Raw genomic sequence first — 12,857 nt, forward strand, 5'->3', positions numbered from 1 at the left:
GACGGAACGTTCTCTTTCTATTGATGCGAAGGGGCATCGATAGGACAGGGGGTTCCCATGCGCAATGCCCGACTGCTGACGAGCGCCGCCGCCATCGCGGGTCTCGTAGGTTTTTTTCCGCATCCGGCACTGGCCCAGGATGAAGGTTCAGATGGATCCCAGATTGTTGTAACCGCCCAAAAGCGTAGCGAACGTCTGCTGGATGCGCCGCAATCCGTCACTGCGATATCGGCTGCTGACCTTAGCCGCCTCAATGCCGTGCAGTTCCGCGACTTCGCCAACGCCGTTCCGGCCCTCACGTTCTCAACGGCAGGACCCGGGCAGACCCAGCTGACACTTCGCGGCGTGACCGCGGGCAACGACATCGGTCCGACCGTGGGCATTTACGTGGATGACGTACCCTTCGGATCCAGCAGCGCCTTCGCCAATGCTTCGTCTCTAGCCCTTGATGCCGGTCTGTTCGACATGGAGCGCATCGAGGTTCTTCGTGGCCCTCAAGGCACACTCTACGGCGCCAGCACGATGGGCGGTCTGCTGAAATATGTCACGATTGCGCCGGACACCGACAATTTCAGCGGCTCTGCCAATGCCAGCCTCTCCGACACCTACAGGGGGGGGACAAGCTACAGCGGCTCGGCAGGTCTCAACCTCCCGATTGTGACCGGTAAGTTGGGGCTGCGCACTAGCGGCTATTACTCCCATGATGGCGGTTTTATCGACAATCTCGCCGCCGGCAGGAATGATGTGAACAGGTCCAGGGTATATGGAGGACGTGCCGACCTTCAGTTCACGCCCACCGAGGACCTTACGATCCGGCTTTCGGGCTTTCTGCAGAACATCCACAGGCGCGGCGGCGCCTCGGCTGACTTCACGCTTGCCGGAAAACCGATCGACGGCTCCCTCGACCAGCGTCGACTTGTTGATGAACCCTTCGATCAGCGCTTTCGCCTTGTGAGCGGAACCATAAGCTATGACCTCGGCCCAGTGTCGCTGACGTCGATCAGCAGCTATCAGACAATACGCAACAGCTATCGTCAGGATGGCTCAGCGCTCTACGTGCCGGTGCTCACGTCATTTGGTCTCCCTTTTGACGCCGTCGCAGTTGATCAACGTCGGACTACCGATAAGTTCACGCAGGAGGTTCGCCTCGCCTCCAGTGGCGCGAGGCTTTTGGACTGGATGGTCGGTGGCTTCTACACGCATGAGAAATCCGGCAACGCGCAGGTCATCGTGCCCTATGAAGACGAGGGTGTGGTGTCCCCCATTTCTTTGGCCGACGTTTCCATTCCAAGTACCTACGAGGAAATCGCTGCCTTTGGTAACCTGACGCTCCACGTCACCGATCGGTTTGACCTGTCTGGGGGGCTCAGATGGGCAGAAAATCGCCAGAAGTTCGAACAGATCGGCAGCGGGTTGCTGATTGGCTCGACGCCACAAGTTCGTTCGCGAGATGACGTCGTCACCTATCTTGCCAACGCGCGATACAAGTTTAGCCCGAACACCACGGCCTACGTGCGCTTTGCCACCGGCTATAGGCCTGGGGGACCCAATTACGTCGTAAACGATCCGGTGACCGGCGCTCCACTTGCCCCCGCTCTGTTCGCGTCCGATTCCCTCGACAGCTACGAAGCTGGCTTCAAGGCAGAGACGACAAACCGAACCTTTGGGATCGACATTTCTGGCTATCATATCGATTGGAAGGACATACAGGTCACTACCGCCGCCGGCGGAGTTTCGGTGATAGCCAACGCCGGCGGCGCCAAGATAACCGGCGGCGAACTTACATTGACCGCGCGTCCTTCGCCGCAATTTACGGTCGTTGGGGCATTCGCTTACCAGCATGCCAGATTGTCCGAGGACAGCTTGGACCTTGGCGCCCTTCGAGGCGATCGCCTGCCCAACGTTCCCCGGTATACCGCCACACTCAATGCCGACTACCGGGCCCCAGCAGATATGAAGCTGCGTCCTCGTCTTGGAGCCACGCTGCGGTTTGTTTCCGATCGCTCGGCGTCGTTCGACGGGAATCTAGGCGTGCCTCAGTATGAGCTGCCTGACTATGTGGCGATCGATCTGCGCGCCGGGTTGGACGTGGGACGCTTCGAGGTCCAGCTGTTCGCACGAAATATAACCGACGAGCGAGCCCAGCTGTCAGCAGCAACCATTCTGTCGTCTGCCGGCGGTCCCGCTCAAGTAACCATGATGCAGCCCAGGACGATAGGCGTCAGCCTCAGCTCCCATTTCTGAGCAATCCGAGCTCCAGGAGAGATCCCATTCCGCACTCTGCACACATCGATGTGACAGCGCTCGACGCGCTGTTCGCACCCTTCGATCGTACCGATGCTCCCGGCTTCGCGGTAGGCGTCGCTCTCAATGGCGTCCCGGGATATCGTCGCGGCTTTGGCATGGCGAGTATTGAACTTCCCGTAGCGCTTTCCCCGTCCATTCGCATGCGCATAGGGTCCACTAGCAAGCATTTCTGCGTCCTGGCGGCCATGCTTCTTCGTGAAGAGGGTAAGCTCGATCTGGAAGCATCTCCGCAGACCTATCTGCCCGAGCTTCCAGAATGGGCCGCGCCAATGACGGTCCGCCAGCTTATGGCGCACACCAGCGGGATGCGCGACAGTCTGGACCTGCTCTTGCAATCTGCCGGCCCCGGCATAGCCGTTTCAAACGACTTCCAGCTCAAGCTGCTGGCCGGGCTCGATAGCGTCAATGCGCCTGCCGGTCACATTTGGAATTACAATAATGGCGGCTATGTGCTGCTCACGGAGATAATCGAGCGCTTGAGCGGCCAAAGTTTCGCAGATTTCCTGCAGGCGCGCATCCTCCAGCCTCTCGGCATGCATAACACCCTCCTGCGCCCGCTCGATACTGCGCTCTTGCCCAATAGCGCAACTCTGCACCTTCCTCGCCCCGATGGTGGCTGGAGCCGGGGGGTATTCGGCGCCCCGATCGGAGGCGAGGGCGGCATCGTTTCGACGGTCGATGACATGCTGCGGTGGCTCAAGCATATGGGCGATCCTATCGTAGGCAGCCCAGAGACCTGGCAGGAGATGCGGACGCCGTTGACGACTCATGGCTATGGGCTTGGACTCAATATGACCTCGCACCGTGGGCTGGCGACGGTTCATCATGCGGGAGGAGTCATCGGCGGGTCGAGCCAGATGCTGAAGGTCCTTGAGCATGATCTCGACATCATCATCATGACGAACGGCCGAAGCGCCCTCGATCTCTACAGTCTGGTCGATGCCATCATTGACCGGTGCATCCCTGGCCTTCCTGCTCCCGACGAAGATGTCGTCGGCCAAGTGCATGAGGGTACATTCTACTCGGCGGCGACGGGACAAGTTTATTCATTGGTCGGAATCGGCGATCAGCAGGCCATCTCTGTTGCAGGCATGACGCTTCCCGCCAAACGCCTTGCGGATGGGACAATGAGCATCGCTATTCTTCCAAGCGACCTACGTCTTCGGATCGTTGACGATGGCGGTACACCGGCACTCGAAGCCGTGGAATTCGGACATGCGGATCGATTGAGCCTGGTCGATGCTTCAGCCGCAGGTGACCCGTCAGATTTGAAAGGAATGTTCGTCGCACAGTCGGCGGGATTGTCTGCCAACATCTACCAGGACGAAAAATCATTCTGGCGAGTCGATCTCAGAGGACCGGCGGGGGGTACCGATTATCGTTTGCACCCGCTCGGCCACAAACTTTGGAAGATCAGTCCGCCCGAGCCGGCATCAACCGGCGGGACGCTGGAGATCGTCGATGATGGCTTTCTCCTGACAACCGGTCGCACGGTTCGGCTGCACTTTGCCCGGCAGGGTTTGGCATGACGATCGATCCCGCCGCCTCCTATCCGCCGCACAAGACGGCTCGCTTGGCCATCATGGTCCTCAGCGTCCTTGGCTTTTTCCTCTCCATGGATGTGACGCTCACAACCCTGCTCATCGAGCCGATGAAGCATGACATGACGCTTACCGACGTCGAGATCGGGCTCCTTCAAGGCACTGCATTCGGCTTGGCATTTGGACTGGCTTCGCTCCCCCTCGGGCGGGCGATCGATCGGGCCAATAGGGTTACTTTGCTCAAGCTGGGCCTCCTCATCTGGATGGTCGCGATGGGGGCGACAGCACTGGCGGGCTCGGTCACTACGCTGATGTTGAGCCGGGTCGCACTAGGGTTCGTTTATGCCCTGCTGATACCGTCCGCACTCTCCATCATTTCGGACCTTTATCCCCCCGAGCGGCGCTCCGTAGCGACAAGCCTCTTCGCTGTGGGCCAAGCGAGCGGCCAGGCATTCGGCATTCTGGCGGGGGGGCTGATCTTCGATGTGCTCACCAAGCTGCTTGTCGGCAGCCCGGGCCTGATGGGGGGCCTGGTGCCTTGGCGTACGCTTTATCTCGCGGCGGCCGCCCTCGCCCTCCCGCTTCTTCTGGGCATTGGCCTCATCTCCGAACCAGCACGGCAGGAGCAGGAACAACGCGGCAGAAGTTTGAAGATGGCTCTACTGGAACTGTGGCAGCATCGCTCGTTCCTAGGTCCTTTGCTGGCTGCAATGCTATTCAGCACCATGACCTTCCAGGCAGCCGCAGTCTGGGCGACCCCGGTCCTGATCCGGAGCTATCATCAGACGCCGGGCCAGTTCGCAGGCTGGTTGAGCGCGGTGACTTTCGCGGGCGGCATTGTGGGAGCGTTGCTCGGCGGACAGCTGGCAGAATTTGGTCGTAGGCGGGCTGGTCGCGCTGGCGTTCTGCTGCCAGCGATCGCCGCGGCGGCTCTCACTGCTCCCCTGTCTTTCTTCGGTGTCGCCCCTTCCGTTGCCACGTTCGGCATTCTTCTGGCTGGCAGCATGCTGGTGGGAGCATTCAATGCCACCGTCGGAGTGATCGCTATCACCTTGAACGTGCCAAATGAAATTCGCGGTCTTGCACTTGGCGCGAATGTCTTCGTTTCAGCGGTATTCGGTGCTGCAACTGCGCCAACCGCAATTGCTCTGCTCAGTTCAGTGCTCGGGGGTGAAGCGAAGCTTGGTCTCGCAATCGCCGGCATCTGTGTCCCTGGAGCCCTCCTGAGCGCGCTTTTCTTCGGAGTCGCCATGCGCGGCGCCAAGCTCAATGGAACTGAAGCGGTGGCGCCATGAAGCCGCTGAGCCTCACATATACCGTTGATCCCATGCCATTCAAAAAGCCTCTGCGGATTGCTGGTCACATATTTGAAGGCATACCGGCAGTGCGCCTTGAGCTGACTGACGGGGCAGCTGTTGGCAGGGGCGAAGCCAGCGGAGTCTACTACACAGGGGACACGGTTGAAAATATTTGCGCCCAGCTTGAGCAGGTAAGACCCCTATTAAGCGACGGCATTGGCCGCGCGTCCTTGCGCGCACACCTCCCTGCGGGCGGCGCACGAAATGCTCTGGATGCCGCTCTGTGGGACATCGAGGCTGCAACCTCAGGAATAACAGCATGGAAGCGGGCCGGATTGAGGGACATCCAGCCTCTCGTTACGACTTTCACGCTGTCGGCCGATGATCCCGCCGAGATGCTAGAGCAACTCGATGGCTACGCCGATGCGCGGGCCATCAAACTCAAGCTCGACGGCGATCTCGATGCTGATTCCGAAAGGATAAGGATGGTGCATCGTCACCGCCCGGATGTCTGGTTCATGGTCGATGCAAATCAGGGTTACAGCGTGGACCGCCTGTCCGATCTCGCGCCGGTTCTACACGACGCCGAAGTGAAGCTCGTGGAGCAACCGGTTCCGCGTGGCAAAGAGGCGGGGCTGGAGTTCATCCGGCTTGGGATCCCCCTTGCAGCTGACGAGAGCCTGCTTGGGCTTGATGAGGTGGAACAGCTGGTGGGACGCTTCCAGGTAGCAAATATAAAGCTCGACAAATGTGGCGGTCTCACCGAAGCGCTCGAGCTTCGGGAACGTGCCAGAGTGCTCGGCCTTCGCACGATGGTCGGAAACATGGCGGGCTCAAGCCTTGCGGCTGCTCCCGCATACATTCTTGGACAATTCTGCGATTTCGTCGACCTGGATGGGCCGAGTTTCATTAAATCGGACTTGACGCCATCGGTTCGCTATCGCGACGGGCGGATCGAGCTTCCCCTCAGCCTTTGGGGCAGTAGCTAGATCCGCCGGACAGACCATCAGCCACCTGCTTCCACTCCAAACCGACCGGCAAACGATTTGACAATATATGGCACAGCGCCCCGATCTCTCGACTGACCGCCTAATTTTGCGCGCGCACGACATTCGTGATGTGGATGAGCAGTTCAATCGATATCGGGATCCTGCCGTACAGGAGTTCATCCGCGGCCTTCCCCTCACTCGGGAGGATACCTGGCATAGGTTCCTGCGTTACGCAGGGCACTGGAGCCTTTTCGGATACGGAATGTTTGCAGTCTTTGAGCGAGGCAGTGGCTGTTTGATTGGAGAAGTTGGGCTTGCTCAATTTCAGCGAGGATTAGGCGCCGACTTCGATGCAGCTCCTGAAGCTGCCTGGCTGTTTGCCGGAGGAGCGCATGGCCGCGGCTATGCCATAGAGGCGATGGAAACACTGATGGGCTGGTTCGACTGCACTCGGCCCGAAGAGCGTTGTGTTTGCATCATTGATACCCAGAATGCGCCTTCGGTAAGGCTGGCGGCTCGCCTAGACTTCCGAGCTTATGGTTCGACGAAGTATCGCGAAGCCAGCGTAAATAAGTACCACCGGCTGAAGCGCTGATTATAAAGCTAGCGTGAGGCTTGCTTGCTTGCCGAGGAGAAAACGAGGGAGGAACGCTCAGGATCATCAAGCTAACCACCGAGCATTTCGATTGACTCTGGCAGTCATCTATCATTCCCATCTATATGTTAACTATCAGCTTGCCGGCATCTGATGCGCCGAGCTGCGAAGCAAAACTGAATGATTACCCTTCTAGGTTTCATCAGAATAGATTCTGGCAGCTGCAGCACCGTTGAATGACCGGTTCCTGCGTGAACAGACGTTCGCGATGCCGAACTGGAAAGACTGGGTCTGGTCGGCAGGAGAGGCAGCTAAGCGGCAACTATCTCTGTATGTGCGCTCCAAACGCGACAGTCGCCTACCGGCCATTGCCAGCCGTTCATCGTGGTTGATCTCGCGGTGAACGAATGGCCGCTTTGGAGACGTTCATATGGGCGGCTGAACGGCGACTCTCTGTCGGCGGATTTCCTTTTGGGGGGCAGCGTGCTATTGGTAGTTTTGCGACCACCTTAAGCTGTCTGCGGCGTCCGTATGAATGGCCCTAGCTGCCGGTCCGATTTGCGCGAAGCCGCTGTCCAATCCATATTAGCAAGGCCAAAATTCCCGCAAACCACGAATAGATCATTCCGATTAGGAAGATGGCACCGGAAACCTCTCCAATGCCGAGGGGGATAGTTGCGAATGTAGAAATTACTGAGGCAATCATTATCCAGACGCCTACCATTACGAAACGGAGCGGATTGCTGCTTGTCATGCGGCGAAGGTATCACTGAAAACGGCAATGGCCACAATGGCCACAGCTGCGCCCCGAGCCTGGACGGCGTGTGATTGAGGCTATCAGCTACCGCTAAAATCGCCCGCGGTAGCGTAGAAACGACATGAATTGTCACCCTAATTAGTCTGTACATCGGCTACAAGTGCATCGCTGATGCGGATCATCCTCTTCGTTGGTGTCTTCGCAGGATAGGGAGCTCTGGACAATGCAAAGACGCGACTTGTTGGGAGGATTTGCATTCGCGTTGGCGACCGGAGTTGTAAGACCGGTGCTTGCGCAGGATCGGCGCATAATTGTCAGCCGGATCGCTTTGGTGGACGGACGCGTTGTGATGCCGGTGACGATCAGCGGGAATGGGCCTTATCTCTTTCTGCTAGACACAGGCGGTGCAGCGAGTCTCATCGATGCAGGTCTTGCTCGTGAGCTTCGACTTCAGTCGACTGGATCGGTGAAGATGCGGGGTGTCGGCGGGCAGGCCGTGGTTGGTACTTACTCGGCGCGCGATGTCGTTTTCGGAGGCGGCGCGCAGCAAGGCGTCGTTTCCTTTTCCGCCATGGAGCAAGGATTCGGCTCTCGTGTACGCGGAACATTGGCCGCCGGCATTCTCACGACAGTCGACAGCGACCTCGATATCGAGGCAGGCCAATGGCGCATCTACCCGGATGGACGTCCCCAGCGCACGGATTTCGTCAAGTTCGACCGCGCGATCCGCAATGACAATGGTCTGAGTCGTAATGCCGCTTCGCCACGCCTTTACGGCGAGATCGAGTTGGACGGGACAAGGCTCGACTGCCTTCTGGATACCGGGGCGCCCGGCGGCATTTCGATCAGCTACGACAATGCTCGCCGTTTGGGCCTGTGGAACGATGCACAGCCGTTCGCGCCGCAAATCAGTCGCGGGGTCGGCGGTAGCGGGGGCATTGGAAGAATCGTGCGGGCGAACAACGCGGTGTTTGCTGGGCAGGGTTTCGACAGGCCGCTCGTGCTGCTCCGCGCGCCTTCGGACGGGGCGCGGGAGCATGATGGCATTATTGGACTGTCGATGCTTCGGGGCTTTAATCTCTCCACCGAAGTGCGGACGCGTTCGCTTTGGTTGCAGCGCCATGCCAACGCAGCGCCTTTGCCTGAGCGATACGGCTTGTCGGGCCTATGGCTGGACGACAGGGGGGGTGAAGTTCGTGTCGCGATGGTGGGGACGGGTAGTCCGGCGGAAGCTGCGGGCGTTCGGGTAGGTGATCGCATCGATGGCCATGACCTCAAGTCCGCGATCGCGCTCATTGCGGGGCATCCGGGGAAAGAGGTGATGCTTTCGCTTGTTGGCATTCGCCAAAACCGGTCGGTTCGCTTCGTGCTGGCGCCTTTCCTTTGAACGGAAAACCGCGACGACCCGGTTAGCTTTTTAGGCTTTACCCGATCAGGCCTTTCCTCGCTTGTAGATTGCCGTAGGCTGGTCGGCGCAGGTGTGCGAACCGTCCGCGAAGTCGGTGTCTTCATGCATCTTACAGTCTCATCCGTTCCGGTGGCGGGCGCTCCGGGTGCAGCGAGCCTGGTCGGAATACTGGCCGTTCACCATCGTTCACGGTTCGGTGAACGAACGGCGGCTTTGAGCGTGCCTCAATGAGGCGCTGAACGTCGGCTCAGTCGGCGATTTCGGATCGAGAGTGCAGGGCAGGGGCTTGGCGGCTACGCGCCCCATTGCTGCGCTTTCCGAGTCTCATTTATCCTCCTGAAACTTGCCATTCACGAACGGTCACTGGCGCCCACACCCGAAGCTGATCAGCCGCGAGGATAACAATGGTGCGTTGAGGAGTATTCAAGGGCAGTCGCGTCAATAGCCCAATGGTCGCAGCTCTCGGACAAGATCGATCAAAAGGCGCAAGCCTACCGGCACCTGGCGGCGTCCGGGATAGTAGATGTGCATGGCAGGCCCCGGAGAGGCCCAGTCCTCCAGCACGATCTGCAGCTCGCCGCGCGCCACCTCGCGGGCAATGGCGGGCTCGGGAGCGTACATGATCGCCGCGCCATTGAGTGCCAGTGCGCGGGCGGTGTCGCTGGAGTCGATCGTGATCGCGCCGGGCACGGCAAGGGCAACCGATTCCGATCCGCGATCGAACTCCCAGCGATAGATGCGGTCGTCTCCCAGACGGATCTGCACGCAGCGATGCGCAAGCAGATCGTCGGGATGACGGGGTATGCCGAAGCGCTCGAAATAGGCCGGTGCGCCAACAGCTACCCAGCGGACGGGCGCTGAGAGACGCTGCGCGATCATGTCTTCGGGTACCGTGCCGCCATAGCGAATTCCAGCGTCGAAGCCGCCGTCTACTATATCGACGATGCTGTTCGACACGCGCAGATCGATCTCGATATCGGGATAGCGGTCGAGAAAGGCGGGCATGACCGGCGCGATCAGATATGTCGCGGCGACGTCGAGCACGTTCAGCCTGATGCGCCCGGCCGGCGATCCCCGGAAGCGATTCAGAATGTCGATGGCATTGTCGATCCGGTCGAACGGTTCGGCAATCTCGGCAAGCAGTTCCTCGCCTGCCGCAGTCAGGGTCACACTGCGATTGGTCCGGTTGAACAGGCGGACGCCGATGCTCTCCTCCAGACCGCGCAGCGAATGGCTGATCGCCGAGGTGCCGACCCCGATTTCCAGCCCCGCCAGCCGGAAATTGCGATGCCGCGCGATGGCGAGGAAGTATCCAAGGCTCGCGATGTCCGAACGCCGAAATCGCGATTTGCGGCCGGGCGGGGTCCGGGGTTCGTTGTCCATCGTGAAGGTCGGGTCCAGCAGTTGGCGCGTTGAGTTTCGCTCATCTTAAGCCGGAGTCAGGCAGACCGCCATCCTTCAGGCAGAACGTCAGCTTCCGCGCTGCTCCAGCACTTTGGCGACGACCGGTGCCGCCGAGAACGCCTTGGGCCAACCGGCGTAGAAGGCAATCGTCGTGACTATTTCTCCAGCCTCGGTCGCGGTCAGGCCGTTGTCCATTGCCTTGTTCAGGTGGAAGGGAATCTGCTCCGCTTGCCCCATCGTCATCAGCGCGGCCACCGTGACCATGCTGCGGTCGCGCGGGGCGAGATCAGGGCGCAGCCAGAGATCGCGGAAGAGATAGTTGGTGGTGTAGTCGACCAACCCCGGCGCAACGGCGGCGAACTGTGCACTGACGTGGGTACTGCGCGCCGCCTCCGCCGCTTCGTCGAGCGGAAGCAGCCGGGGGGAAACGTCGGGCAACTGATCGGCGCCGATGCCGCGTCTTTCAAATACAACAGTTATGGGCGCAACAGCGTTCATCGCATTGCCCCAGCCGGTATAGTAGGCAAGGTGCAGCACGGCTTCCGAAAGTTCGGCGGGCTTCACACCGTATCCGAGGGCCTTGTCAGCATAGGCACCCACTCCGGCACTCTCGCCGCGCGCGATCAGTGCGGCGATTGCCACGAGGGCACGGTCTCGTGGGGAGAGGCCTGTCCGCTTCCAGAGATCGCCGTCGATGCGCTGTTCGGTGTGCGCCGCCAGCGTTGGCGATACGCTGCCTGAAGGCACGGTGGTCTTCGCTTCTAGGTTGCCTGCGATCATAGTCGTCAATCCTGCCAGTAGGGGAAGCAGAGCTTTCATGGTCGGCTCCTGCCTTGGATATATGTCAGTGCGCGGTGAAGCCGCCATCAACGGGAAGTCCCACGCCGATCACGAAGCTGGCGCCGGGGCTGCACAGCCACAGCACTGCAGCGGCTACCTCGTCGGCGTGGCCAAGGCGGCCGATCACCTGTTCACGCATGATCTCGGCCATGGCTTCGCGCTGGCCTTCGAGCATGTCGGCGACCATCGGCGTATCGATGGTTCCGGGGCAGACCGCGTTGATGCGGATGCCGCGCGGTGCATATTCCACGGCCGCACTCTTGGTCATGCCGAGCACTGCGTGTTTGGTGCCGTGATAGGCCGCGCGCTGCGGCAGGCCGACAAGCCCGCCAAGCGAGGAACAGTTGACGATGGCACCCGCGCCTTGCGCGCGCATCACCCGCAATTCGTGCTTCATGCAGGCCCAGACCCCGCGCTGGTTGACGGCGGTCACGCGGTCGAACTGGTCGCCCGGCTCGTCCGCCGCATCGGAGGGCGGCACCTGAATGCCGGCATTGTTAAATGCCATGTCGAGGCGGCCGAACTCGGCCACCGCCTTGTCCACCATGGCCGAGACTTGCGCTTCGTCCGCGACATCGCAGGCGAACGCAATGGCACGGCCACCTTCGCGGACGATGCGTGCGGCCTCCTGCTCGGCGCGATCGCCTTCCAGATCAGCGAGCAATACGGAGGCGCCACTCTGCGCGAACATGCGGGCGGTGGCCAGACCCATGCCCTTGGCCGCCCCGGTCACGAGCGCGACCTGGCCGTTGCAATCATACGTCGGATTCATTGCCTGTTCCTATCGTGCGGTGCGCGCGGCGGCCTGATACTCGGCGGCGCTCACCGGTTCTTTCCAGTCGACATTGCGACCATCGACCGTTTCGGTAATCGCAAGGTGGGTCATGGCGCCGTTGGCCGTGGCTCCGTGCCAGTGCCGCACGCCGGGTGCGACGGTGATAGTGTCTCCCTTGCAGATACGACGAACGGGACCACCTGCTTCCTGCGTCCAGCCGCATCCATCGGTCACGATCAGGGTCTGCCCGGCCGGGTGCGTGTGCCAATACGACCGCGCACCCGGAGCAAATGTCACCGATCCGACCGACGCCTGTGCCGGCGGCTGCGGTTTGGCCAGAATTCGCACCGAGACATCACCGGTGAAGCTATCCGGCGATCCTTTTACCAAAGGCATTTCGTGCTGATGGGCAACTTGCGCATGCCCTGCGGCGCCTGCCGCGAGAGAGGCAATGGCTATGAGGGTCGCCACCCTCATGCCTGCGGGCCAGCCAGATACTGCTCATCCGTCACCGGTTCGAGCCATTCCACGTTCTTGCCTTCCAGCGCCTCCTGAATGGCGATGTGGGTCATTGCCGTGGTCGGGCTGGCGCCGTGCCAGTGCTTGTGGCCGGGCGGGCACCAGATGACGTCTCCGGCTCGGATTTCGACGATCTCCTCGCCTTCGCACTGGGTCCAGCCGCAACCGCTGGTGACGATCAGGGTCTGGCCGAGCGGATGTGTGTGCCAGTTGCTACGCGCGCCGGGCTCGAAAGTAACGGCGGCGCAACTGTGGCGCGCCGGATCCGTGGCGGTGTTGAGCGGATCGATCCGCACCGTCCCGGTGAACCACCCAGCCGGACCGGCGAGAGATGGCTGCGATCCTGCACGTTTGAGATGCATGAAGAATGTCCTTCGGATTGAGCGACAGGCCGTACTGTTCGGCGGTCCGTCGAATACGTCTC

The 12,857-nt window shown here is 60.5% G+C and carries 11 protein-coding genes; 6 read left to right on the plus strand and 5 right to left on the minus strand.

Annotated features, from left to right (window positions below; genetic code table 11):
• Positions 1 to 57 precede the first annotated feature (57 nt).
• The 6 genes from ACZ1II_RS01955 to ACZ1II_RS01980 all read left to right on the plus strand — a co-directional run bounded on the left by ACZ1II_RS01955 (position 58) and on the right by ACZ1II_RS01980 (position 8,874).
• Complete coding sequence (locus ACZ1II_RS01955) at positions 58 to 2,244, plus strand: TonB-dependent receptor (protein WP_465144123.1); 2,187 nt, start codon at positions 58 to 60, stop codon at positions 2,242 to 2,244.
• Between the two features lie 50 nt (positions 2,245 to 2,294).
• On the plus strand, positions 2,295 to 3,836 hold the full coding sequence (locus tag ACZ1II_RS01960) for a serine hydrolase domain-containing protein (protein WP_465144124.1): 1,542 nt from the start codon (positions 2,295 to 2,297) through the stop codon (positions 3,834 to 3,836).
• A complete protein-coding gene (locus tag ACZ1II_RS01965; protein WP_465144125.1) occupies positions 3,833 to 5,143 on the plus strand; it encodes an MFS transporter in 1,311 nt (436 codons plus the stop codon). Before ACZ1II_RS01960 ends, ACZ1II_RS01965 begins: the two co-directional genes overlap by 4 nt.
• Entirely contained in the window at positions 5,140 to 6,135 is a 996-nt protein-coding gene (locus tag ACZ1II_RS01970) for a dipeptide epimerase (RefSeq protein WP_465144126.1), read from the plus strand. Before ACZ1II_RS01965 ends, ACZ1II_RS01970 begins: the two co-directional genes overlap by 4 nt.
• Positions 6,136 to 6,202: 67 nt before the next feature.
• Positions 6,203 to 6,730, plus strand: a complete 528-nt coding sequence (locus ACZ1II_RS01975; RefSeq protein WP_465144127.1) for a GNAT family N-acetyltransferase — start codon at positions 6,203 to 6,205, stop codon at positions 6,728 to 6,730.
• A 980-nt stretch (positions 6,731 to 7,710) separates the two neighbouring features.
• Entirely contained in the window at positions 7,711 to 8,874 is a 1,164-nt protein-coding gene (locus ACZ1II_RS01980) for an aspartyl protease family protein (protein ID WP_465144128.1), read from the plus strand.
• 459 nt (positions 8,875 to 9,333) lie between these two features.
• Here ACZ1II_RS01980 and ACZ1II_RS01985 read toward each other — a convergent pair whose 3' ends face one another.
• The 5 genes from ACZ1II_RS01985 to ACZ1II_RS02005 all read right to left on the minus strand — a co-directional run bounded on the left by ACZ1II_RS01985 (position 9,334) and on the right by ACZ1II_RS02005 (position 12,795).
• Entirely contained in the window at positions 9,334 to 10,278 is a 945-nt protein-coding gene (locus tag ACZ1II_RS01985; RefSeq protein ID WP_465144129.1) for a LysR family transcriptional regulator, read from the minus strand.
• An 87-nt stretch (positions 10,279 to 10,365) separates the two neighbouring features.
• Positions 10,366 to 11,118, minus strand: coding sequence for a carboxymuconolactone decarboxylase family protein (locus ACZ1II_RS01990; RefSeq protein WP_465144130.1), 753 nt, complete (start codon positions 11,116 to 11,118; stop codon positions 10,366 to 10,368).
• A gap of 25 nt (positions 11,119 to 11,143) precedes the next feature.
• Positions 11,144 to 11,911 (minus strand): glucose 1-dehydrogenase, encoded by a 768-nt coding sequence (locus tag ACZ1II_RS01995; protein ID WP_465144131.1) that lies wholly within the window; start codon positions 11,909 to 11,911, stop codon positions 11,144 to 11,146.
• A 9-nt stretch (positions 11,912 to 11,920) separates the two neighbouring features.
• Positions 11,921 to 12,391 carry a (R)-mandelonitrile lyase gene (locus ACZ1II_RS02000; protein WP_465144132.1) on the minus strand — a complete coding sequence of 157 codons (471 nt, stop codon included), beginning with the start codon at positions 12,389 to 12,391 and terminating at the stop codon, positions 11,921 to 11,923.
• Positions 12,388 to 12,795 (minus strand): (R)-mandelonitrile lyase, encoded by a 408-nt coding sequence (locus ACZ1II_RS02005; protein WP_465144133.1) that lies wholly within the window; start codon positions 12,793 to 12,795, stop codon positions 12,388 to 12,390. Before ACZ1II_RS02005 ends, ACZ1II_RS02000 begins: the two co-directional genes overlap by 4 nt.
• Between the last annotated feature and the right edge of the window lie 62 nt (positions 12,796 to 12,857).

This window comes from Novosphingobium sp. BL-S-20, assembly GCF_055521635.1.

Coding starts and splice junctions, on each gene's coding strand:
- ACZ1II_RS01955 (WP_465144123.1), top strand. CDS start 58: ATGCGCAATGCCCGACTGCTGACGAGCGCCGCCGCCATCGCGGGTCTC.
- ACZ1II_RS01965 (WP_465144125.1), top strand. CDS start 3,833: ATGACGATCGATCCCGCCGCCTCCTATCCGCCGCACAAGACGGCTCGC.
- ACZ1II_RS01970 (WP_465144126.1), top strand. CDS start 5,140: ATGAAGCCGCTGAGCCTCACATATACCGTTGATCCCATGCCATTCAAA.
- ACZ1II_RS01975 (WP_465144127.1), top strand. CDS start 6,203: ATGGCACAGCGCCCCGATCTCTCGACTGACCGCCTAATTTTGCGCGCG.
- ACZ1II_RS01980 (WP_465144128.1), top strand. CDS start 7,711: ATGCAAAGACGCGACTTGTTGGGAGGATTTGCATTCGCGTTGGCGACC.
- ACZ1II_RS01985 (WP_465144129.1), bottom strand. CDS start 10,278: ATGGACAACGAACCCCGGACCCCGCCCGGCCGCAAATCGCGATTTCGG.
- ACZ1II_RS01990 (WP_465144130.1), bottom strand. CDS start 11,118: ATGAAAGCTCTGCTTCCCCTACTGGCAGGATTGACGACTATGATCGCA.
- ACZ1II_RS01995 (WP_465144131.1), bottom strand. CDS start 11,911: ATGAATCCGACGTATGATTGCAACGGCCAGGTCGCGCTCGTGACCGGG.
- ACZ1II_RS02000 (WP_465144132.1), bottom strand. CDS start 12,391: ATGAGGGTGGCGACCCTCATAGCCATTGCCTCTCTCGCGGCAGGCGCC.
- ACZ1II_RS02005 (WP_465144133.1), bottom strand. CDS start 12,795: ATGCATCTCAAACGTGCAGGATCGCAGCCATCTCTCGCCGGTCCGGCT.